Genomic DNA, 21,403 nt, shown 5'->3' with positions numbered 1-21,403 from the left:
TCGGGTGACGGTACCTGCCCGGGGGCGTCTGACAACAGACAACGACAACCGTCAGTCAGCCGACATTCGGCGGTCACCCTGGGGTCATCAGCAAGCAGCCGACCTGCGGCTGAGCAACCCTCAACGGGTCGGGCCGGGACGGATCCCTCCGTCCCGGCCCGACGATCTGCCGTTGGCGCGCCCTGCGTCCGGTCAGCTTGCTCCGGTGCCGAACAGCTTCTTGTACTCGGCGGCGGACTTCGGGTTCTGGCCGCCGTTCGTGATCGTCGAGCAGACGTTGCCGGGGGTGGGATCGCTGAAGTAGGCGTCGTAGCCCATCACGTCGCCAGCCGCCTTGAACGTCTCGAACATCTTCTGGATGTAGAACGGGTTGTCGCCGCCACCGTCACCGCTGCAGGAGGCCACGCCCCATTCGCCGACCCCGACCTTCNTGCCGTGCTCCCGGGCGAACCGGATCACGTAGCACAGGCCGTTGACGTCCTCGCACTGCTTGTTCCACGTCGCGTCGTCCTTCGACGGCGGGAAGTGGTCGTAGGCGTCGATGCCGACGTAGTCAACGTACTCGTCGCCGGGGTAGGCGCCCCACGGGCTGTTACCGGTGGGCACCGGGGNGTTGTGCGCGTTGAACGTCCAGTCGATCTTCACCTGCGGGTCGGTGGACTTGATGNCCGCCGAGATCTTCTGGAAGCAGGTGCGGAACGTCGCCGGGTCGGCGTCGGTGTGCCAGTACATGAACGTGCCGTTGAACTCCCAGCCGATCCGGACGATGGAGTCGCCCCGGCCGTGCTGGACCAGGAAGCTGCCCAGCTTCTTCCACTGGCCGTCGTACTCACCGCGGGCGCAGGCTCCGTTGTCGCCCTGCCCCTTGGGGTAGGTCGGCTCGCTGATCAGCAGCTTGCCGGCGAACCCCTTGAACAGGTCGACCGGCCAGGTCGGCTCCACAAGCCCGCCCCAGCCNGAGGTGCGGTCGGTGTAGACGTGGACGAGGTCGTTGGGCCGCCCGCGCCAGTTGCCGAACTCCGTGAGCTGCGCGAGCTGGTGCGACTGGAACCCGGACAGCCAGGGCAGGCCCGACTTGGTCCCACCGGCGTCGATCTCCGGCGCGCCGCCGGCAGCCGGGGCGGCCGCGCCGGTCGTGGGGGTCGGGCTTGCCGGCGGGACCGTCGGCAGCCCGGCGGCCGACGGCGAGGCGGCCGAGGCCGACGGCGAGGCGGCGCCGAACTGCCGGCGGCCACCCTTGCCCACGGCGGCGAACGGGCTCGCGGTCGGGCTGGGCGACGCGGTCACGTCGGCAGTGGGCGACGGCTGCGGCGCGGCGCTCGGNGTCGGCGATCCCGCGGCGTCCGGACTCGGCGACGCGGTGCCGGGGCTCGCCGAGGCGGCGGTGCCCGTGGTGCCCGTCGCAGTGGTGGTGCCCGTCGCGGTGGTGGTGCCCGTCGCGGTGGTGGTGTCGGAGCGCTGCACGGGGACGTCGGGCAGGGCCGGCGCCTCCTTGAACTCCTTCGCCGCCGCCTCGGGGCCGGTCACGTCGAGGGCGTCGGCGGCGGTGGCGCCACCCTGGCTCGCCTTGACGTTGACCGTGCCCTTGAAGTCCGCCGGGACCCGGAAGCCCAGGATGAAGCGGCCGTCGGCGTCCGCCTTGGTCAGCGCGCTGCCGCCCAGGCTGGTGGTCTCGGCGGCGACGGTGACGTCGTCTCCGGCGGCGAAGTCACGCCCGCCGACGAGCACGATGTCCTCGTCGAACAGGACCAGCGTGATGCGGCTGCGGGCCTGCGGGGTCATCGTGGAGATCGGGACCCCGGGCTGGACGGTGCCGGCGGGCTCGGTCGAGGCCGTCGGGCTGGCGCTCGGCGACACCGCGCTCGGCAGCGTCGGGGACGGCTGCGGACTCGGCGTCTCGCCCGCGGCCTGCGCCAGCGGGGTGACCGCCCCCANCAGACCGAGGACGAACACCGACACCAGGCCCAGCCGGGCACTGGTACGGACCGGCCGGCGGGCCCGGCGGCGGCCGGGGCCGCGGCGGCCGGGCGCGCCACGAGGTCGAGTGGGCGGGGAGACCGAACGGCCGACCGGAGGGGACGGTCGGCGACGAGAGGTCGAGACCATGCTCGCGCGCTGCCTTTCGGAGTTGGCGTGAGACGCACCCGCCGAGCGCGCCGCGCACCGACAACGGAGCATGGTCGGATCACGACNGTTGATGGGGCGTCCCCTCCGAGTTGCCGCCTGCGCGGCCACTCAGCGCGCCATCAGAGTTCGACGAAACCGCGGCGGGCGCGTCGACCGGGCTGCCACTGCGGCCCGTCCGTGACGCCGACCGTCTCCGACCTCGGGGTCAGGACGGTTCGACAGATGCTCCGACCGGGTGGCGAACACCCACCTGGCCGGTACTGGAACTACGCGTGATGGACCCAATCGTAAGGGGCACACCGCCTGCAAGGAACAGCACTAGGACGAATACTTTCCGTGGTAGTGCCATCATTGCAGATCTGGTGTGACATCTCCGCACGGCCGCCGCCAGAAGACAACACTTACCCAAATCACAGCACGGAGAAACGTGATCTGACCGGGGCGGAACGGCCGTTCAGCGGACGACCAGATCCTCGTCGGCGGGATGCGTGACGGTCCAGCCGGTGGGGGCCACCAGCGCCGGCAACAGCCGGACGCCCCACGGCAACTGCGCCCCATCCAGCGTGACGTCGATGGTGCGGGTGACGGCCTGATCGACGGCGGCCAGGCGGGACAGCTCGTGGGCCTCGGCGGCCACCCGCGGCGGCGCGGCGCCCGGCCGCGCGAACAGGATCAGCTCGCCGACCGGGCCGGAGGTGCGCACCTGAACCCGCATGGTCCGCCGCCGCCAACCGGATCGGCTCACCGTGTAGGTAACCGTCGGCTGAATCAGCGCACCGACATCCGACCCGAGCGGCACCGGTCCGGTCACTACCGGACCGCCCGCCGCGCCCGCCGAGGCCCCGGAACCGGCCGGGGCCCCGGGCATCGCCGGAGCACCGGGCATCGCCGGGGCACCGGGCATCGCCGGGGCACCGGGGGCACCGCGGCCGTCCGACCCGCCGGGACCGTCGGGGACGACCGGCTGCCCCGCGCCGGGACCGGGTCCCCCCGGTGCCGCGCCACCGGGACCGAGCGGGCCGAGCGGGCCGGGCGCGCCGGGCGCGCCGGGCGCGAACCGCCCGTGCCACGCCTGCGCCGGGCCGCCCGCGGCCGGCATGCTCCGGCCGGCCGGCGGGAGCAGAGGCAGCGGCAGCCCGCCGAGCGGGGTCGTGGGCGGGTTGTCCCCATGCGCGGACCCCCGGGTCCCGCCCGGCTGGGGGACCCCCGCCACCGGATGGCGGGCGCCGACCGGCACGGGCATCGGGACCGCGCCGGTGCGCGGCTGGGCCGGGCCCCCGAGCGGGTGCGCGGCGGTGATCGGATCGGAGCCGGGCGGGTCGGACCCGGCGATGGGCCGCCCCGCGAACGGACCGCCGAGGATGCTCCCGGGCCCTCCCCCCGGTCCACCGACGACGTGACCGCCGGTGGCGGGCCCGGATGCCGTGGGAAGCGGCGGCGGCGGGTCGCTGCGGGTCGCGGGCCGGGCCAGCACCGCCACCCCCGCGGTCGCGACGCGGGCGATCCCACCCGCCCGGTACATCGGATAGGCGGCCACGTGGTAGGCCCAGCCGTCCGCCGGGGCGGCGAGATGCCAGCCGCCCTTGATCTCCAGGCTGGTGTTGGTGACCTTGGCGCTGGCGGCGTACGGGTCGTCCGGGCCGGTGGGCGTCCGGTCCCNCCGCCAGAGCACCCGCGCCTCGGTCACCCCGGGCGGCATCTGGAAGGACAGCACGATCGACTCGCCGCGGTCATCGGCGCGCAGGTCNCGCACGGGCTCGATCACCACGTGCCGCACGGCCCGGCCGACGACGGCCGACTCCCCGTGCACCGTCACCGGGGTGTAGATCACCTCGCCGACCGGGGCGGACTCCGCGGCCTNCCCGGCGCGGCTGGCGCCGACCAGGCGGACGGGCCCGGTGATGGCGGCGAGCTGCACGTCGTCGCCCTCGCCNCCGAGGCCGCCGAGGGGCAGCGGGCCGGAGCCGGGCATCGCCAGGGGGCCCGAGCCGGCGCCGGGCAGCGGCAGCGGGCCGGAGCCCGAGCCCGGCACCAGCCGCGGACCGGTGTTCCCGGTGCCGCCGGCGGGACCCGACGCGACCGGCGTCGCGTAGATCCGCACCTCCCAGCCGGGCGGGGGCGTCCAGCGCAGCGTGGTGCGCCCGCTGGTGGTGACGGCGGCGAGATCCTGCACCGGCCGGGGCCGGGCGGTCACCTCGACCTCGGCCTCGGCGCCGGGCGTGCGGACGGGGCGCCCGGCCGCGTCGTGGTACTCGACGAAGACGTGGTAACGGTACGTCACGCCGACGACGACGTCCGTGTCGTGGAACACGCCGCCGGTGACCCGGGCCCGCCGGGGCGGCTGGCTGACGGGCGAGCCGGGCGCGAGGGTCCGCTCGACGGTGACGACCGACAGGGCGCCGTCGAGCTGCCAGCCCAGCCGGATCCCGGCGGCGGTCCGCTCGGCGCGCAGCTCGGCGAGGTCACGGGTGCAGACCACGGGCGCGGAGGCGACCGGCTCGGAGCGGCGCTCGCCGCAGATCGCGGTGACCTCGTGCCGCACCGGCGTCCACGCCGGCGCGCCGGCGTCGTAGAGCTCGGTGGAGCGGGTGGTGCCCAGGCTGCGCCGGCCCAGCGTCGCCCCGCCACCCTCGACGAGCACGACGCGCTCCACCCGATAGGAGACGGGGCCGCCGACGGACGGCGACGCCCGCCAGCGCACCTGCACCGAACCGTCGGGGCCGGCGACCGCGACGAGGTCCGACGGCGGCGACAGCGGCAGCGCCGCCAACGCCGCGAGCGCCTCCCGGTTGTCCGCGGCGGTGGCGAGCACCGCGGCCAGGGCGGCCTCCTGGGCCTCGGGCGGCAGCGCCCGGGCGGCCTCCACCCGCCGGCGGATCACTGCCTGGGCGGCGATGAGCTCGGCCAGCACCTCCGCCGGGCTGCGGCCGTCCGGACCGGGCACGTCCGCCGCCTGCGCGGCGAGCCAGCGGGCGTCGTCGAGGGCGGCGTCGGCCCGGTTGGCCGCGCGCGCCTCGGACAGGGCCCGCCAGCCGGCGTCGGCCGCGCCGAGCGCCGCGGACACCCGGGCGCCGAGCTCGTCGGCGGCGCCGGCGACGGGGCCACCGACGGCGACCAGCACGGGGCGGGCGGCGGCGAGCAGCTCACCGGCCTCGCGGGGGCGTCCGCCCTCGAGCGCGCGGCGCACGGCGGCGAGCGCCTCGGCCGCCTCTCGGGCCTGGCGCAGGCTGTGCCCGCAGTGCCGGCAGACCACCGCGGCGGCCTCGGTCATCGAGCCGCAGGACGGGCAGGTCGTGTAGAGGTCGGTGTCGCAGTACCGGCAGTGCCGGGCGGCGCCGGCCGCCTCCGGGCGCCCGCAGCCGGGGCAGACGACGTAGTCGACGACCCCGCCGACGTTGACCGCGGCGCCGAGCTCCCGCGCCACCCCGAGCACCACGGACTTCGCCTGTGCCGCGGTGAGCCCGCGCCCGGTGGCCAGCGCCGCGCGGACGAGGCCCTCGAAGGCGACGGCGGTGAGCTCACCGTCGAGGACGACGTGTTCCTCGACCGCGGGGCGCAACTCGTCGGCGGCGTCCGCCATCAGGCCGACCGTGTAGGCGGCCGGATCACCCTCGACCAACCGGGTCGAGACGAGGGCCAGCAGGTCGGCCGTGACCGTCTTCTCCCGGTCGTGCGGGCGGCGGCTGTTGGCGGCCGCCACCGCGGCGTAGGCGGCGGACAGCCGTTCCAGCGAGGCGTCGGGGGCGAGCCCGAGGAACGCCCACAGCGACGCGCTGGACACCCGGTCGCCGCCGCGCAGGGCGCGCAGTTCGGCCAACCGCTCGGCGATCTGGCGGCGGACCTCGGGGGGCAGCGGCTCCACCCCGCCGCCGACCCCGTCGACGATGATCTGCTCCCGGCTGAGCCGGGCGTCGAACTCCTCGACGGTCACCCCGGCGGCGACGGCGAGCCGACGCAGGCCGTCGACGCGGGAGGCGGGGATGCCGCCGAAGCGTTCCCGAACGGTGGCGAGGTAGCCGTCGACCTTGGCCAGCCGCTCCGCGTCACCGCTGCGCCGGGCGGCGAGCACGTGGGCGCGGACCCGCTCGCGGGACTCCGCGTCGCGCAGCGGCTCCTCCCACTCCCCGCGGCGACGCACCAGCTCGGTGGCGAGCGTGGCGTACTTGGCCGAGTTGCGCTCCCGCTNCAGAAAGGCGAGGACGCGGACGAGATGGGCTCCGATGTCGGAGTCGGTATACGGCACGGTGGGGTCGAGACCGGCGATGAGAAAGGGGTCGGCGGTGTCCAGGAAGGAGCCCGCCCGCAGCGGTGCGAGCACCCGCTGGCGATAGCCGCTGCCGTCGAACGCCGCGCTCAAGGATCCACCTTCGTCCCACGTGACCGCCGTGCCCTCCGGACGGACCGGCAACCGGCCCGTCTTCGGGCGCCGAACGCGGGGCGGCAGTTTACCGCCCCACACCCGACAGGCCCCACACCCGAGAGTACGAAGCGGCGCCCCGCCCCGGGTCCCGGACGCCGCGGACGCCCAGCCCGGTCCTTGCGGATCGGCGGCCCGGTATCGCCGTCTGGCGACGATTGGCGGGCCCTGACCGTGCGTCCCGGCTGACCCTACCGACTACGGGGCCGACACCCGGAAGCGCCTGCGTACGTGGGAAATTGGCAGCTCATAACACTTCTCGAGCGGTTTTTTCCCGGGCCGTGGGAGAAGTCCCTGGTCGCGGGATCGACCGGCTCAGTCCCGCTGCTTGAGCAGACTGACCTTCGCCGACTCGGTTGCGCGCATCTCCTCCGAACCGACCCCGGCACGCACCTGAAGGACCAGCGCGGTGGCGGCACCCTCGTGCGCCGCGGTAACCCGAATTGTCTGGTCCCCCGCCATCGCGAAGGTGACCTCGACCGGCGTGCCGCGCTGGTGACCCGGCGGAATTCCGGAGATCGCCCCGGCGACGATCACCTTGTTGTCGTCGATCGCCGTCGATTCGGCCGTGGTCCCCTGCTCGAAGACCCGGATGTCGACCTCGGCCTGATCGTCGGTCACGGTGTAGAAGGTGNGGGTCACCGAGATCGGCAGCGGGTCGTTCTGGTGGGCGAGGAAGGCCGCGACCGGCACACCGCGGTCCTCCGCGAAGATCCCGAAGCCGCGGGAGGTGACGTTGGTGACCTTGGTGCGGACGAGGTCGACCACGGCCGCGGTCGCGAGCCCCGCGGCGTCGGCGCTGGCCGCCGCCGCCTTCTCCACCTCGGCGGCGTCGGCCGCGGCGAGGTCCTGATCGGGCCGCAGCGCCCCGCTGGCCACCAGGTCGGAGTGGACCTCGCGTTCGAGGGCCTTCTTCTGCCCGTACACGGCGGCGCCCTTGGCCACCGCCAGATCCGGGTCGACGAGCCGGGACGTGAGCCCGAAGGACTCCTGCAACCGGCGGCCGACCGCCGGGGTCTTGCTCATGCCGCCCACCAGCAGGCACAGGTCGATCTTCTCGACGCCCTTCTCCCGGGCCCGCTCCAGCACGGAACCCGTCAGGTCCAGGGTGCGGCGCAGCAGCGGCCCGGTGATCTCCTCGAACGTCGCCCGGGTCACCGGCACGCTCACCCGCTTGCCCTTGTGCACGACGAGGACGTCGACGCTGTCCCGTCCGGACAGCGCGAGCTTGGCGTCCTCGGCCGCGGTGAGCAGCTCCTGCTCGTCGTAGACGTCGTCGAGGGGGTCGCCCGCGTCCGGCTGGGCCTCGGTGAACTTCTGCGCCAGGTAGCGGACGAGCTCGTTGTCCCAGTCCGCACCGCCGAGTTCGTGGTCACCGTCGGTGGCCACCACGGTGATCGCACCCTCACTCAGCCGGATGACCGTGGTGTCGAACGTGCCGCCACCGAGGTCGTAGACCAGGACGGTCGACTCCTCCGCGCCGTCCTGGCCGAAGCCGTACGCGAACGCCGCGGCCGTGGGCTCGTTGATGATGTCGACCACGTTCAGCCCGGCCAGCTCGCCGGCGAGCTTGGTCGCCTTGCGCTCCTCGTCACCGAAGTACGCCGGCACGGTGATCACCGCGTCCGTGACCGGGGTACCGGTCGCCCGCTCGGCGTCGGCGGCGAGCGCCTTGAGCACGAGGCTCGACACCGCGGAGGCGCTGTACTCCACGTCGTGCGCGACGAAGCGCCAGTCGGACGCGCCCATGTGCCGCTTGACCAGCCGCGCGACGTCGTCGGGGCGGATGCGGGCCTGCCGCTTGGCCTGAGTGCCCACCACGAAGGACGTGGCGCCCTCGCCACCGCCGTCGAACAACACGACCGANGGCGTCGTGGGCTGGGACTCGATGTTGCGGATCACGTCCGGCCGGCCGTACTCGTCGACCTGGGCGATGCAGGAGTAGGTCGTGCCCAGGTCGATCCCGAACACCTTGGTACCCGCCACCGTCTGAACTCTTCCCTTCGCAAGTCTCGTCAGCGTTCGCCGCCACCGCGACTCAGCGCGTGCGGTAGACCTCGGTCTCCGCGGGCCGGACGACGGTCGTCTCGCCACGGACGAAGCCGGGGCGCACGGTGCGGGCGATAGTCCCGTCCCGTCCCGGATCGTCCGTGGCCACCCGCCGCACACCGAGATGCCGCGCCGGGTCGAAGGTCCCGCCCGGTACCGCTGTGTACGGCCGCACGTCCACGGCCAGGTCCAGCACCTGGAGGAGCTNCTTGCGCAGGATGCCGGCGACGCTCTGCGGATCGTCCGCCCCCAGGCTACCCATCTGATCGTGGAGCCGGATCAGGCCCCGCAGCAGCGGCGCCATCGCCTCGGTGAGCTCCCCGGCCCGCAGGCGGCTGTTCTCCGCATGCAGCCGGTCCACCAGCTCCGCATCGTGGCGGCGCAGCCGGGCGAGCTCGTCGACCTGGCCGGCGAGGCGCTCGAGGGCCACCGCCTGGATCGCGCCGATCGACCCGGCCAGGTCCCCGTCTCCCGCCGACCCGGCATCCTCATGACGACCGGCAGCGTCCTCACGGCCGGTATCCCTGCGGTTGAGATCCTGGTGACGACCGACTTCGCCGCTCCGACCGCCCGCCACCTGCGCCGTCAACATTCCGTCCGCATCATCGTCGAAGCCGGGAACGGACGGGCCCGGCAGCCCGCCGACGCGCGCCGCACCTCCACGGGTCCCGCCGTCCGGCAGGGAACCGCCGGCATGATCCGATCCCTCGGCATGATCCGATCCACCGAGATAGTCCGAGTCACCGAGGTAGCCCGAGTCACCGGGGAAGTCCGAGTCTCCGAGGTAGCCCGAGTCACCGGGGAAGTCCGAGTCGCCGGGGTAGCCCGAGTCACCGGAGAAGTCCGAGTCACCGGAGAAGTCCGAGTTGCCGGGATGATCCGGTCCTCCGTGGTAGTCCGCCTCCGCGGGATCGTCCACCTCGTCGTGGTACCTCTCGCCCGCCGGGCTCGCCACGTCGTCGTGGTCGCCGCCGCCCCGGACCGCTGGCGACCCGATGTCCCCCACCTCGACGGAACTCGACCCGCCCGCACCGGACCCGGCGTCGGCGGCGTGGTCGGCGTCACGCCCGCCGGGATCCGCATAGTCGCCGGGATCCGCATAGTCGCCGGGATCCGCATAGTCGCCGGGCGCTGTCAGCGGGCCCGTCGCCGGCGATAGGGCGAAACCGGCCGCCCGCAGCGCGTCGTCGTCGACGCCGCGGGCGATCGCCCCGGCCTCGCCCGCGCCCCACGCGCTGCCCGTCCCCCACGCCTCGGCTACCGGTGCATCGCCCTGCACCGCCTCGACATCCCGCACCGGCCCAGCACCGTGCACCGACCCAGCACCTTGCACCGGCCCAACATCCTGCGCCGATCCAACACCCAGGGTCGGCCCAGGGCGCTGCGCCGGCCCGGCGAGATCGGCATACCCGCCGGCCGCCGCCACCATCGGGTCGTCGGGCCGCGCCCCGTGGGGATACTTGCCCGGGTTGTGGCGCTCCCCCGGCGCGAGCAGATCCGGGTAGTCCAGGCGGCGGGAACGCTCCAGCTCCTGCGGGTACAGGCGCCGGCCGCCGGCCCGCCGCGGGCCGCCGGGGTCCGACTCGGGGACCGGCTCGACACCGCCGGGCCAGGTGGGCTCAGCGCGGCCCGAGTGATCCGGATCCGCGAAGTCGGCCTCGTGGGCAGGCTCGGCTCGACGACCGGAGTCAGCCCAACGGGCAGGCTCGGCCAGGTGCTGGGGATCGGTGGCGTAGCGCCGGACGGCGGGCGGGTAGGGCTCGCCGCGGTGACCGCCGGCCGGCTCGTCGCGCCAGTGCCCGCCCTCGTAGCCGTCGTCCGCGGGCCCCGCGTCGGTGGCGGCTGTATCCGCCGCCGCACCCCCGAAGGCATCGGCGGAGGAGCCGAGGGCGTCGGCCGCGGAGTCCAGGGCGCCGCCGGCGTGAGGCGCGGCGTCGGCGTAGGGGACGCCGGCGACATAAGGGGAGCTGTCGGCATACGAACCGGCGTCGGCATACGAATCGGCGTCGGCGTACGAACCGGCGTCGGCGGCGGGGCCTGGGGTGTCATCGGCGTGGCGGACGTCCGCGGTACCGGCACGGTCGCGTCCCGCGGGCTCGTACGAGTTGATCGGCGGGGCGGAGCCCAGGGGCGGCACCCCGAATCCGCGCACCCCCACCGGCACGGACTCGTCCCAGCCCACGCCGGCCCCAGGGGGGGCCTCTCCACCCGCCTCGGGACGCCCGCCGGAGCCGTGGGTGCGGTCGGGCAGGTCAAAGTAGTCTCTCGGACCATGGTCGGCCGGCCGCGGATCCCAGCCGCGGAGCAGGTCGTCGCGCCGCGACCCGGGGTCCCGCCCCGACCGCTCGAAGGCCCCCCGGTCGTGGACCGCCCGGTCGTGGACCGCCCAGTCGTGGACCGCCCGGTCGTGGACCGCCCGGTCGTGGGCCGCCCGGTCCGCAGGATGGTCCGGTCCCCGCCAGGCCGAGTAGTCGTCCGCGCCGAACGGCTCCAGCCCATCCCGTGCCCCCCGCGGGTCACGNCCCGACTCGCCGGGGGCCGCGAGCGGATCCGGGTCCGACGGGTCGGGCTCCAGCGACTCCGGATCCAGCGACTCCGGATCCAGGGGATCGGGAACCAGGGGATCGGGAACCAGGTGGTCCGGCGGGCCGGAGCGCGGCCCGCCGGGCGGGAACCAGCTTGCCCGGCCGCGGGACGCGGGATCGCGACGTGACTGGAACATCGGGTATCNATCCTCCTCGCCGCCGGGCGGCGGGACCGGGGGGGTCATCGCGAGGTACCGGCGTTACTCACTTACGGCCGGCAGTCCAGTTCAGCCCCCAGCCGTAAGCCTGGTCGAGCTCGCGGTGACCGCTGACGTACCGGACCTCACGGCTGACGGTGAAGTCGTTGCCGGTGTTGGTCAGCAGCGCGATCGCGCACATCCGGGCGCCGCCGGCCTGCTCGTCGAGGCGTACCTCGATCGGGGCACCCTGGGCGGGCGTCAGGGTTACCACCGCGTCGGCCTGGTCGAACGACGCCACGCCCTGGTAGATGAAGGCGAACACGAGCAGCCGGCGGATCTGGCCGATCTGCGCGAGGTTGACGTAGAGGTTCTCGCCGCCCACGGCGGCGCCGGTCCGGTCGTCCGCGTCGAGGTTGACGTAGGGCGGCCCGTCGAACGAGCCGAACGCGTCGCCGAGCGCCTGCACCACGCCGGAACGGCCGTCGGTGAGCTCGAACAGCGCGGCGAGGTCCAGGTCGATGCCCCCGCCGGCGGCGCCGAGCACCCGCTTGAGGAAGCCGCCCTTCTGCTGCTGGCCTCCGGACGGGTGCTGGTTCCAGTTGAGGTTGACGTGCAGCCGGCCGCCGCCGCCCTGCTTGCTCAGCGACACGGACGGCGCGGACTTCGTCAGCGTCACCTTGCTCAGCGAGACCGGTCCGGAGCCGGCCGGTGGCGTGGCGGGACGCTTGGTGTAGTCGATGCCCATGGTCCGCTCCTTCGCGGTTGCCGGATTGGTGATCTGCCATCGGTGGACGGACACGACCGGTGGGTGGACCGTCGCCGGCTGCGCCCGATGTCGCCTCGACGATGTCACATCGGCGGTGGACCACTCCAGACCGCAGCTACCCGCCGGATGCGCGGGACCGTCGGCGACCCGTCCGCCGCCGGCCGGCCCCGGCCGGTCGCGCCGGCGCTACAGCGGCGCGCCCACCGCCTCGCGCGGCTGGCCCTGGCCGCCCTCGCCTCCGTCGCCCCTGGTGGAGCCGGTGGAGTCGGCATCGGCGTCGGCGTCGGCGTGCCGGCGGCGGTGGCGGATGGAGGACACCAGCGCCAGGCCGATGAAGGCGACCCCGACCAGGCCGGTGACGATCTCCGGGACCTCGGTCTCGATCGAGATGGCGAGGATGATCGCCAGCGCGCCGATCGCGTAGTGCGCGCCGTGCTCGAGGTAGATGTACTCGGACAGGGTGCCGCGGCGGACGAGGTACACGGTCAGCGAACGGATGTACATCGCGCCGATGCCCAGGCCGGTGGCGATGACGAAGATGTTCTGGGAGATCGCGAACGCGCCGACGACGCCGTCGAACGAGAACGACGCGTCGATGACCTCCAGGTAGAGGAACAGGAAGGCGGCCGCCCGGCCGGTGGCGAGCACCAGCTTCGGCTGCCCGGAGGACCGCGGGGCAGCGGTCTTCCCGGCGCCCTCGGCGGCCGCGTCGTCGTCGGCGTCCTCGTCCTCGTCGGCGTCGGCGCCGACTCCGCGCGACTCGAAGAACTCGCCGAGTCCCCGCACGCCGAGGTAGGTCGCCAGGCCCGCGACGCCCGCGGTCAGCACCTGCTGGGTGTGGTCACCGGAGAACGCCTCGCCCACGACGAGCAGCGCGACGAGGCCGATCACGGTCGGGATCACGTCAAGCTGGCCGGCGCGGCGCAGCGGCTCCTCCAGCTTCTTGATCCACTGAACGTCCCGCTCCGTGTCGAACAGGAAGTCCAGGAACAGCATGAACAGGAAGATCCCGCCGAAGGCGGCGATCGCCGGGTGCGCGTCGCCGAGCTTCTCCGCGTACTGCGCGCTGTCGTTGAGCGCCAGGTCGAAGACCTTGATCGGACCGAGGTGCGCGGTGAGCGCCACGATGATGATCGGGAAGAGCAGTCGCATGCCGAACACGGCGATGACGACGCCAAGCGTCAGGAAGAGCTTCTGCCAGAAGGGGTTCATCCGGCGCAGGATCGTCGCGTTGATGACCGCGTTGTCGAAGGAAAGGCTGATCTCGAGCACGGCGAGGATGGCGACGATCGCCGCGTCCCGGGGGCTGCCGATCACCCCCGCTCCGGCCACCCCGATCGCGGTGATCGCCAACGACCACCCGAAGATCCGCAAGGCGTGCACGCCCATCAACACCTTTCCGGACCGATCGCCAGACCCCGGTCGCGCCGCGCGGGCGGATCCGCGGTCCGTCGGATCCCGCCGCGTCGCCTGAACTCGCCGGAGACCGCGTCGGCCCGCGGCCGGTTGGCCCGGAGCGGCGGTCGTCGGCATCGTAGCTGTTCATCCGGTGGGCGCGACCTGACAAATGGGTTACACCGGATAGGTCGCGCCCTACCCGCGCACTACCTCCACACACTCCGGGTGACCGGGCCGCCGGGCCGCCGCCGGCCGTCCCGGGCCGGTGAACGGCTTCCCCGGGATGGCCGGTGCCGGTCCTGCGACCGGCGCCGGCCGTCCCCGCCGCCGGGCACGTGGCCCGGCGTGCCGCACGTGCTGCGAACCCGGGTCAGACGTTGACGCCGAAGTCGCGGGCGATCCCGGCCAGGCCCGAGGCGTAGCCTTGGCCGACGGCGCGGAACTTCCAGTCCGATCCGTGCCGGTAGACCTCGCCGAACACCATGGCCGTCTCGGTGGAGGCGTCCTCGGTGAGGTCGTAGCGGGCGATCTCGGTNCCGCCGGCGCCGTTGACGATGCGGATGAAGGCGTTGCGGACCTGGCCGAAGTTCTGCTGGCGCGAGTCCGCGTCGTAGATGGAGACCGGGAACACGATCTTGTCGATCTCCGCGGGCAACGACGTGAGGTTCACGGAGATGGCCTCGTCGTCACCCTCGCCCTCACCGGTGAGGTTGTCGCCCTGGTGCTCGATCGCGCCCTCGGGGCTCTTGAGGTTGTTGAAGAAGACGAAGTGCCCGTCCGAGACGACCTTGCCGTCGGCGCGGCACGCGATGGCGCTGGCGTCCAGGTCGAAGTCGGCGCCGGTCGTGCTGCGCACGTCCCAGCCGAGGCCGACCAGGATGTTGGTCAGGCCGGGCGCCTCTTTGGACAGCGACACGTTGCCGCCCTTGCTGAGACTGACTCCCACTGTGTTCCTCCTGCTGTGCGTCGACTGCGTTGTCTGGGGGCCGCACCCGAGCCGGGCGGCGGCCGCTGTCCGGAAGCGCGGCACGCCCCCGGGTGTCCCGGATACCCCGGCGGCCGGGCGCCGGCAGCCTACTGCCCGACGCGTTCGGCACGGTGACTCTCCGCCCGCGGAGGCCACGTGCCGGAGTACGTGTGCTCTGCGGGACGAACGAGTCACGCGCGAGGTTCCCGCCGCCGGTCCGCCGCCGGTCCGGCGGCGGACGGCCGCGCGACCCGATCCGGTATACCGGGCCGCCAGCCCGCTCGCCGTCGCGCAGCCGACAGGACCAGGACCAGCCCCGCGATGACCCCATCAGGCGGTCACTTCACCCGGCGGAAACGCGGATGGAACACGACCCGACCGGTCACCCAACGCAACAACAACGCGGGGCGGCCCCGCCGGATCCNCTCCGGGCCCGACACTGTCACCGGTGCGGCAGCGAATGTGCACGCCGGACGGCACAACAGACGAGGTTCGGACGTTCGTAGGCGCAGCAACTGGGGAACATCGGCTTCGGCGGGAACCATCCGGACGGGGCCGTCAGACCCACCCCAACGCCAACAATCACCCATCCGGTGGCCGCAGGCAGTTCACGCAGAGGTGTCGCTATTCGCCACGTGCAGGGCGGACTATTGAGGCGTGGTTCGTCTGGATAAGGTCGCCATGATGATCGGACGTTCAGTAGGCCGGGTTGTCATCTCCGATGTGACCCCGGTCGTGTCGTGTGGGCAGTGGCCCGCGCGCGCGGTCGTGGGCNAGANCCTCACCGTCGGTGCGACCGTGTTCCGGGAGGGTCACGACCTCATCGGCGCCAACGTCGTGCTGTCGGGACCCGACGGCCAGGGCACGCCGTTCATCCGCATGCGGTCCGNGGGCTCCGGCACCGACCGGCTCGAGGCGGAGATCACTACCGGCGACGAGGGCCTGTGGGGTTACCGCGTCGAGGCGTGGTCCGATCCGGTCGCCACCTGGCGGCACGGCATCGAGCTCAAGGTCGGTGCGGGACAGGACGTCGACGAGCTCGCGGTCGACTTCGAGGACGGCGCGCGGCTGCTGCTGCGGGCGCTGCCGGGCGTGCCGGAGGGCCGGCGCGCCGAGATCGCCCGGGCGGTGGCCGCGCTGCGCGACGACAGTCGCGATGATCCCCACGAACGGATCGCCGCCGCCCTGGACCCTCGGTTGACGAGCCTGCTGGACGCCTTCCCGCTGCGCGAGCTGGTGACCCGCTCCTCCTTGTACCGGGTCTGGGTCGACCGGCCCCGGGCGCTGTACGGGAGCTGGTACGAGATGTTCCCCCGCTCGGAGGGGGCGACCCTCGACCCGCCGCGCTCGGGGACCTTCCTCACCGCCGCTGAGCGCCTGCCGGCGATCGCGGCGATGGGCTTCGACGTGGTCTACCTGCCCCCGATCCACCCGGTCGGCGAGGTCAACCGCAAGGGTCCGAACAACACCCTCGTTCCCGGCCCGGACGACCCCGGCTCGCCCTGGGCGATCGGCAGTGAGCACGGTGGCCACGACGCCGTGCACCCGGACCTGGGCACGATCGAGGACTTCGACCTGTTCGTCGCGCGGGCCCGTTCCCTGGGCATGGAGATCGCCCTGGATCTCGCCCTGCAGTGCGCGCCGGACCATCCGTGGGCGAAGCACCACCCGGAGTGGTTCGTCGTGCGCAGCGACGGTTCGATCGCCTACGCGGAGAATCCGCCGAAGAAGTACCAGGACATCTATCCGCTGAACTTCGACACCGACCCGACCGGGCTCTACCAGGAGATCCTGCGGGTCGTCCGGCACTGGACCGCGCACGGAGTGCGAATCTTCCGGGTGGACAACCCGCACACGAAGCCGGTCGAGTTCTGGGAGTGGCTCATCGGTCAGGTGAAGGCGACCGAGCCGGACGTGCTGTTCCTCGCCGAGGCGTTCACCCGGCCGGCGATGATGCACACNCTCGCCAAGGTCGGCTTCACCCAGTCGTACACGTACTTCACCTGGCGCAACCAGAAGTGGGAGCTGGAGGAGTACGCCCGCGAACTGATCGATGCCGCCCACTACATGCGGCCGAACTTCTTCGTGAACACCCCGGACATCCTGCCGGGCTACCTGCAGGAGGGCGGGCCGGCGGCGTTCCGGATCCGGGCGGTGCTCGCGGCCACGATGTCGCCGACCTGGGGCGTCTACGCCGGGTACGAACTGTACGAGAACACCCCGGTCCGGCCGGGCAGCGAGGAGTACCTCGACTCGGAGAAGTACCAGTACCGGCCGCGGGACTGGGCGGCGGCCGAGCGGGAGGGCCGCTCGCTGGCGCCCTACCTGACCCGGCTCAACCAGATCCGCCGGGCCCACCCGGCGCTGCACTGGCTGCGCAACCTGCACCTGCACCACGCCGACGGCGACGAGTTCATCGTCTACTCCAAGCGGCTGGCGGAGGTGGACGACCCGGGCGGATCGGCCGGGCCAGCCGGTCCGGGCGGGACGGGCGGCGCTGACACCGTGCTCGTCATCGTCAACCTCGACCCGCACGAGACGCGGGAGACCACGGTGCGCCTCGACATGCCCGCCCTCGGCCTCGGCTGGGACGACTCCTTCGACGTGACCGACGAGATCACCGGGCAGACCTTCCGGTGGGGCCGGGACAACTACGTCCGGCTCGACCCGTCCGTCGAGCCCGCGCACATCCTCACCGTGCGAGCCCGGTCGTGACGGAGCCGGAGCCCCTCAGCGAGCCCATCGGCGACGACACCCCCCGCCCGGCCCCCGCCGGTCCCGTCGGGGAGTCGTCCCGCGACCCGTACTGGTTCAAGCGCGCCGTGTTCTACGAGGTGCTCATCCGAGGCTTCGCCGACTCCAACGGCGACGGCACGGGCGACATCCGCGGCCTGATCTCCAAGCTCGACTATCTGGAGTGGCTCGGCGTCGACTGTCTGTGGCTGCTGCCGATCTACTCCTCGCCGTTGCGCGACGGCGGTTACGACATCAGCGACTACTTCCAGATCNTGCCCGAATTCGGCGACCTGGGCGACTTTGTCAGTCTCGTCGACGAGGCGCACCGGCGCGGCATCCGGATCGTCGCCGACCTGGTGATGAACCACACCTCCGACGCCCACCCGTGGTTCCAGGCGTCCCGGTCGGATCCGGAGGGGCCCTTCGGGGACTTCTACGTCTGGTCAGACACGGACGAGCGGTATCCCGAGGCGCGGATCATCTTCGTCGACACGGAGAAGTCGAACTGGTCCTGGGACCCGGTGCGCGGTCAGTACTACTGGCACCGCTTCTTCTCCCACCAGCCCGACCTCAACTACGACAACCCGGATGTGCAGGAGGCGATGCTGGAGGTCCTGCGCTTCTGGCTGGACCTCGGCATCGACGGTTTCCGGCTCGACGCGGTGCCCTACCTCTACGTGCGGGACAACACCAACGGCGAGAACCTGCCGGAGACCCACGAGTACCTCCGGCGGGTCCGCAAGGAGGTCGACGCCAAGTACGCCGACCGGGTGCTGCTCGCCGAGGCCAACCAGTGGCCCTCCGACGTCGTNGAGTACTTCGGCAACGACGACGAGTGCCACATGGCGTTCCACTTCCCGCTGATGCCGCGCATCTTCATGGCGGTACGGCGGGAGTCGCGCTATCCCATCTCCGAGATCCTGGCCCAGACGCCGCAGATCCCGCCGAACTGTCAGTGGGGCATCTTCCTGCGCAACCACGACGAGCTCACCCTGGAGATGGTGACCGACGACGAGCGCGACTACATGTGGGCGGAGTACGCCAAGGACCCCCGCATGAAGGCGAACATCGGCATCCGCCGCCGGCTGGCCCCGCTGCTGGACAACAGCCGCGACCAGATGGAGCTGTTCACCGCCCTGCTGCTGTCGCTGCCGGGTTCCCCGGTGCTGTACTACGGCGACGAGATCGGCATGGGCGACAACATCTACCTCGGCGACCGGGACAGCGTGCGGACCCCGATGCAGTGGTCGCCCGACCGCAACGCGGGCTTCTCCACGTCCGACCCGGCCCGGCTCTACCTGCCCCTGATCATGGACCCGGTGTACGGCTACCAGGCCCTGAACGTCGAGGCCGGGCAGCGGATGCCGACGTCGTTCCTGTCCTGGACGAAGCGGATGATCGAGGTGCGCAAGCGCCATCCCGTCTTCGGTCTGGGTACGTACGAGGAGCTGGCCTCGTCCAATCCGTCGGTCTTCGCCTACGTGCGCGAATTCGGTGACGACCGGGTGCTGTGCGTCGCGAACCTGTCCCGCTTCGCCCAGCCGGTGGAGCTGGATCTGCGCCGTTTCGAGGGATTGGTGCCCGTCGAGCTGCTCGGCCGGGTGCACTTCCCGCCGATCGGCGAGCTTCCCTACCTTCTGACGTTGCCCGGGCACGGACATTACTGGTTCGCGTTGACCGTACCGGGGGAATTCACCCCCTAGCCCCCTGGGGCGGACGGGGGGAGAGTAGAGCGCTAGACCCGGTCCCGGTGACGGCGGCAGGGTCCGGTGAAACCGGCGGGCCGGCCGGCAGACCGCGGGGCTGGCCGGCGGGAACACCGAGGTCGCCGCGGTGGTACGCGCGCGACGTGGCTGACGAAAGGTAACTTTCGGGACATTCGACGTTAGGTGCACACGATGATCGTCGAGCACAGGCATCGGGAGGTCGAGGATGGGTGACCACCACGCCGAACTGACCGGCCTGCTGACCGACTGGCTTCCCCGACAGCGCTGGTTCGCCGGCAAGGGCCGCGGCGCCGGGCGGATCCGGATTCGCCGGGACACCACCGTCTTCGAGCCGCTGCGGCTGCTCGTCGTCGACGTGGACTACGACCACGGGCCACCGGACCACTACCAGGTTCCCCTGGTGGTCCGGACCGACGCCCCCTTCGGCCACGAGGGCTTCCTGATCGGCGAGTGTGCCGGCGGGCTGGTGTACGACGGGCTGCACGACCCCGACGGCAGCGCCGCCCTGCTGCAGTTCCTCGGCCGCTCGGCCCNCCGGGACGACCTCGTCGCCGAGACGACGCGGACGCTGGACGACCTGCCCGCGCACGCCGTCGGCGCGGAACAGTCCAACACCTCGATCATCTACGGCGACGCCTACATCCTGAAGGTGTTCCGCCGGCTCTGGCCGGGCATCAACCCGGACCTGGAGGTCACCCGGGCTCTCGCCGGGGTCGGCAGCACGCACGTCGCCGCCCCGGTCGCCTGGTTCTCCGGGGAGGTCGAGNGGCGGCAGACCACGCTCGGTTTCCTCCAGGAGTACCTGCGCAGCGGGACCGAGGGCTGGCGGCTGGCGCTGGCCAGCGTGCGCGACCTCTACGCCGAGGCCGACCTNCACGCCGACGAGGTCGGCGGGGACTTCGACGCGGAAGCGGAGCGGCTCGGCGTGGCCACCGCCGAGGTGCACGCGGACCTGGCCCGGGCACTGCCGACGCGCCCACCCACCGCCGACGCGCTGCGTGCCCTGGTGACGTACCTGCACGGCCGCCTCGACGCCGCCGTCGAGGCCGTTGCCGAGCTGCGGCCCTTCGAGGCCGCCGTGCGCAAGTCCTACGACGAGCTCACCGGCGCGGCGCCGGCAGTCGTTCATCCCCGGCCGTTCCAGCGGCTGCACGGCGACCTGCATCTTGGCCAGGTGCTGCGGGTCGACTCGGGCTGGGTGCTGTTCGACTTCGAGGGCGAGCCGGCCCGCCCGGTCGCCGAGCGGGTGGGGTTGGAGTCGCCGCTGCGCGACGTCGCCGGGATGCTCCGGTCGTTCGACTACGCGGCTCGTTCCATGCTGTTGGAGCGGGGCGACGAGCCCGCGCTGGTCTACCGGGCGCAGGAGTGGGNCGACCGCAACCGGGAGGCGTTCTGCCGGGGGTACGGCGCCGCTGCCGGTCGCGACCCACGCGAGGACGCGGCGATGCTGCGTGCGTTCGAGCTCGACAAGGCGGTCTACGAGGTGCTCTACGAGGCGCGCCACCGGCCGGGGTGGATCGGCATCCCGATGGCCTCGGTGGAGCGGCTCACCCAGACCCACCCACCGGCCCAGACCCACCCACCGGCTCAGATCCACCCACCGGCTCAGACCCACCCACCGGCCGGATGAGCGGGAGCGGGCGGACCGATCCGCCGCCGGTGCGCCGAACCATCGTCCCCATCGCGGAGAGAGGCAGGGGTGTCCCAGTGAACAGCGGCGACGTCAACAACGGCACGGCGCGGACGGGACACCGCGGCGCCGGGCAGATCACCGGCCGACCCGACGCCGATCCGGCGAGCGCACCGGCCCGCGACCGCTCGGGCCGCGTGGCCCTGGCCGACCGGGTCCCGGGGCGCCTGCCCGATCTGGACAACTCGGCGACCGACGCGCCGGCGGCGGCCGGCGACCCAGCGACCCCGGGCGGCCCCGACGCGGCTACCAGGCCGCCGACGTCCCTCGCCGCCGCCGCGCCGGCGCCGGGCGTGCCGCTCGGCCTGCCACGCGAGGACCTCGAACGGCTCGTCAACGGCACCCACCACGACCCGCACTCGCTGCTCGGGGCGCACCCGGCCGGGGACACGACCGTCGTGCGGGTGCTGCGTCCCGACGCGAGCGCCGTGACCGTGCTCGTCGGCGAGGACCGCCACCCGGCGGCTCGACTCCACAGCGGCGGGGTGTTCGCCGTGGCGCTGCCGGAGGTCCTGCCCGACTACCGCGTCGAGGTGGCCTACCCGCACGGCTCCCACGTCGTCGACGACCCCTACCGGCACCTGCCGACCCTCGGCGAGATGGATCTGCACCTGATCAGCGAGGGCCGGCACGAGGAGCTCTGGAAGGTGCTCGGGGCGCACCTGCGTGAGCTGTCGACCCCGGGCGGCACGACCGTCACCGGGGTGAGCTTCGCCGTCTGGGCACCGTCGGCGCGGGGGGTGCGGCTGGTCGGCGACTTCGACTTCTGGGACGGCCGGGCGTTCCCGATGCGCTCGCTGG

6 protein-coding genes and 18 pseudogenes are annotated in these 21,403 nt (G+C 73.0%); 12 read left to right on the top strand and 12 right to left on the bottom strand.

Annotation, left to right across the window (positions count from 1 at the left end; translation table 11 throughout):
- Positions 1-431: 431 nt before the first annotated feature.
- The 12 genes and pseudogenes from FF86_RS42380 to FF86_RS07085 all read right to left on the bottom strand — a co-directional run.
- Positions 432-611: pseudogene (locus FF86_RS42380) on the bottom strand (glycosyl hydrolase); the annotation flags it as partial.
- Position 612: 1 nt separating this feature from the next.
- A pseudogene (locus FF86_RS42375) lies at positions 613-667 on the bottom strand (hypothetical protein); the annotation flags it as partial.
- A 1-nt stretch (position 668) separates the two neighbouring features.
- A pseudogene (locus FF86_RS61975) lies at positions 669-942 on the bottom strand (beta-mannanase); the annotation flags it as partial.
- Between the two features lie 3,119 nt (positions 943-4,061).
- Positions 4,062-6,312: pseudogene (locus FF86_RS42360) on the bottom strand (zinc ribbon domain-containing protein); the annotation flags it as partial.
- Between the two features lies 1 nt (position 6,313).
- Positions 6,314-6,535: hypothetical protein (locus FF86_RS42355; RefSeq protein WP_242418323.1), on the bottom strand; the 222-nt coding region annotated here is incomplete at its 3' end.
- Between the two features lie 324 nt (positions 6,536-6,859).
- A pseudogene (locus FF86_RS42350) lies at positions 6,860-7,178 on the bottom strand (Hsp70 family protein); the annotation flags it as partial.
- Between the two features lies 1 nt (position 7,179).
- A pseudogene (locus tag FF86_RS07105) lies at positions 7,180-8,410 on the bottom strand (Hsp70 family protein); the annotation flags it as partial.
- Position 8,411: 1 nt separating this feature from the next.
- Positions 8,412-8,530 (bottom strand): Hsp70 family protein (locus tag FF86_RS42345; protein ID WP_242418340.1); only part of this gene is annotated, 119 nt, incomplete at its 3' end.
- A 2,852-nt stretch (positions 8,531-11,382) separates the two neighbouring features.
- Positions 11,383-12,063 (bottom strand): Tellurium resistance, encoded by a 681-nt coding sequence (locus FF86_RS07095; RefSeq protein WP_044886706.1) that lies wholly within the window; start codon positions 12,061-12,063, stop codon positions 11,383-11,385.
- 207 nt (positions 12,064-12,270) lie between these two features.
- A complete protein-coding gene (locus FF86_RS07090; protein ID WP_052681251.1) occupies positions 12,271-13,467 on the bottom strand; it encodes a DUF475 domain-containing protein in 1,197 nt (398 codons plus the stop codon).
- A 385-nt stretch (positions 13,468-13,852) separates the two neighbouring features.
- Positions 13,853-14,017: pseudogene (locus FF86_RS42340) on the bottom strand (TerD family protein); the annotation flags it as partial.
- 1 nt (position 14,018) lies between these two features.
- The coding region (locus FF86_RS07085; RefSeq protein ID WP_242418322.1) for a TerD family protein at positions 14,019-14,428 on the bottom strand (410 nt) is incomplete at its 3' end.
- Between the two features lie 702 nt (positions 14,429-15,130).
- Between FF86_RS07085 and FF86_RS42335 the strand changes: the two are divergent.
- The 12 genes and pseudogenes from FF86_RS42335 to FF86_RS42280 all read left to right on the top strand — a co-directional run.
- Positions 15,131-15,223, top strand: a pseudogene (locus FF86_RS42335) (maltotransferase domain-containing protein); the annotation flags it as partial.
- A gap of 5 nt (positions 15,224-15,228) precedes the next feature.
- Positions 15,229-15,338 (top strand): annotated as a pseudogene (locus FF86_RS42330) (maltotransferase domain-containing protein); the annotation flags it as partial.
- A 1-nt stretch (position 15,339) separates the two neighbouring features.
- Positions 15,340-16,410, top strand: a pseudogene (locus FF86_RS42325) (maltotransferase domain-containing protein); the annotation flags it as partial.
- 1 nt (position 16,411) lies between these two features.
- Positions 16,412-17,164, top strand: a pseudogene (locus FF86_RS42320) (alpha-1,4-glucan--maltose-1-phosphate maltosyltransferase); the annotation flags it as partial.
- 26 nt (positions 17,165-17,190) lie between these two features.
- Positions 17,191-17,457: pseudogene (locus FF86_RS42315) on the top strand (alpha-amylase family glycosyl hydrolase); the annotation flags it as partial.
- Between the two features lies 1 nt (position 17,458).
- Positions 17,459-17,996, top strand: a pseudogene (locus FF86_RS42310) (alpha-amylase family glycosyl hydrolase); the annotation flags it as partial.
- A 1-nt stretch (position 17,997) separates the two neighbouring features.
- Positions 17,998-18,888: alpha-glucosidase C-terminal domain-containing protein (locus FF86_RS42305; RefSeq protein WP_242418321.1), on the top strand; the 891-nt coding region annotated here is incomplete at its 5' end.
- Between the two features lie 229 nt (positions 18,889-19,117).
- Positions 19,118-19,445: pseudogene (locus FF86_RS42300) on the top strand (aminoglycoside phosphotransferase); the annotation flags it as partial.
- Position 19,446: 1 nt separating this feature from the next.
- A pseudogene (locus FF86_RS42295) lies at positions 19,447-19,678 on the top strand (aminoglycoside phosphotransferase); the annotation flags it as partial.
- 108 nt (positions 19,679-19,786) lie between these two features.
- Positions 19,787-20,282: pseudogene (locus tag FF86_RS42290) on the top strand (phosphotransferase); the annotation flags it as partial.
- Between the two features lies 1 nt (position 20,283).
- Positions 20,284-20,542: pseudogene (locus tag FF86_RS42285) on the top strand (aminoglycoside phosphotransferase); the annotation flags it as partial.
- A gap of 197 nt (positions 20,543-20,739) precedes the next feature.
- Positions 20,740-21,403 (top strand): annotated as a pseudogene (locus tag FF86_RS42280) (1,4-alpha-glucan branching enzyme); the annotation flags it as partial.

The sequence above is a fragment of the Frankia sp. CpI1-P genome (genome assembly GCF_001421075.1).
Lineage (GTDB): Bacteria > Actinomycetota > Actinomycetes > Frankiales > Frankiaceae > Frankia > Frankia torreyi.
This window is presented reverse-complemented; position numbering and strand designations above follow the sequence as displayed.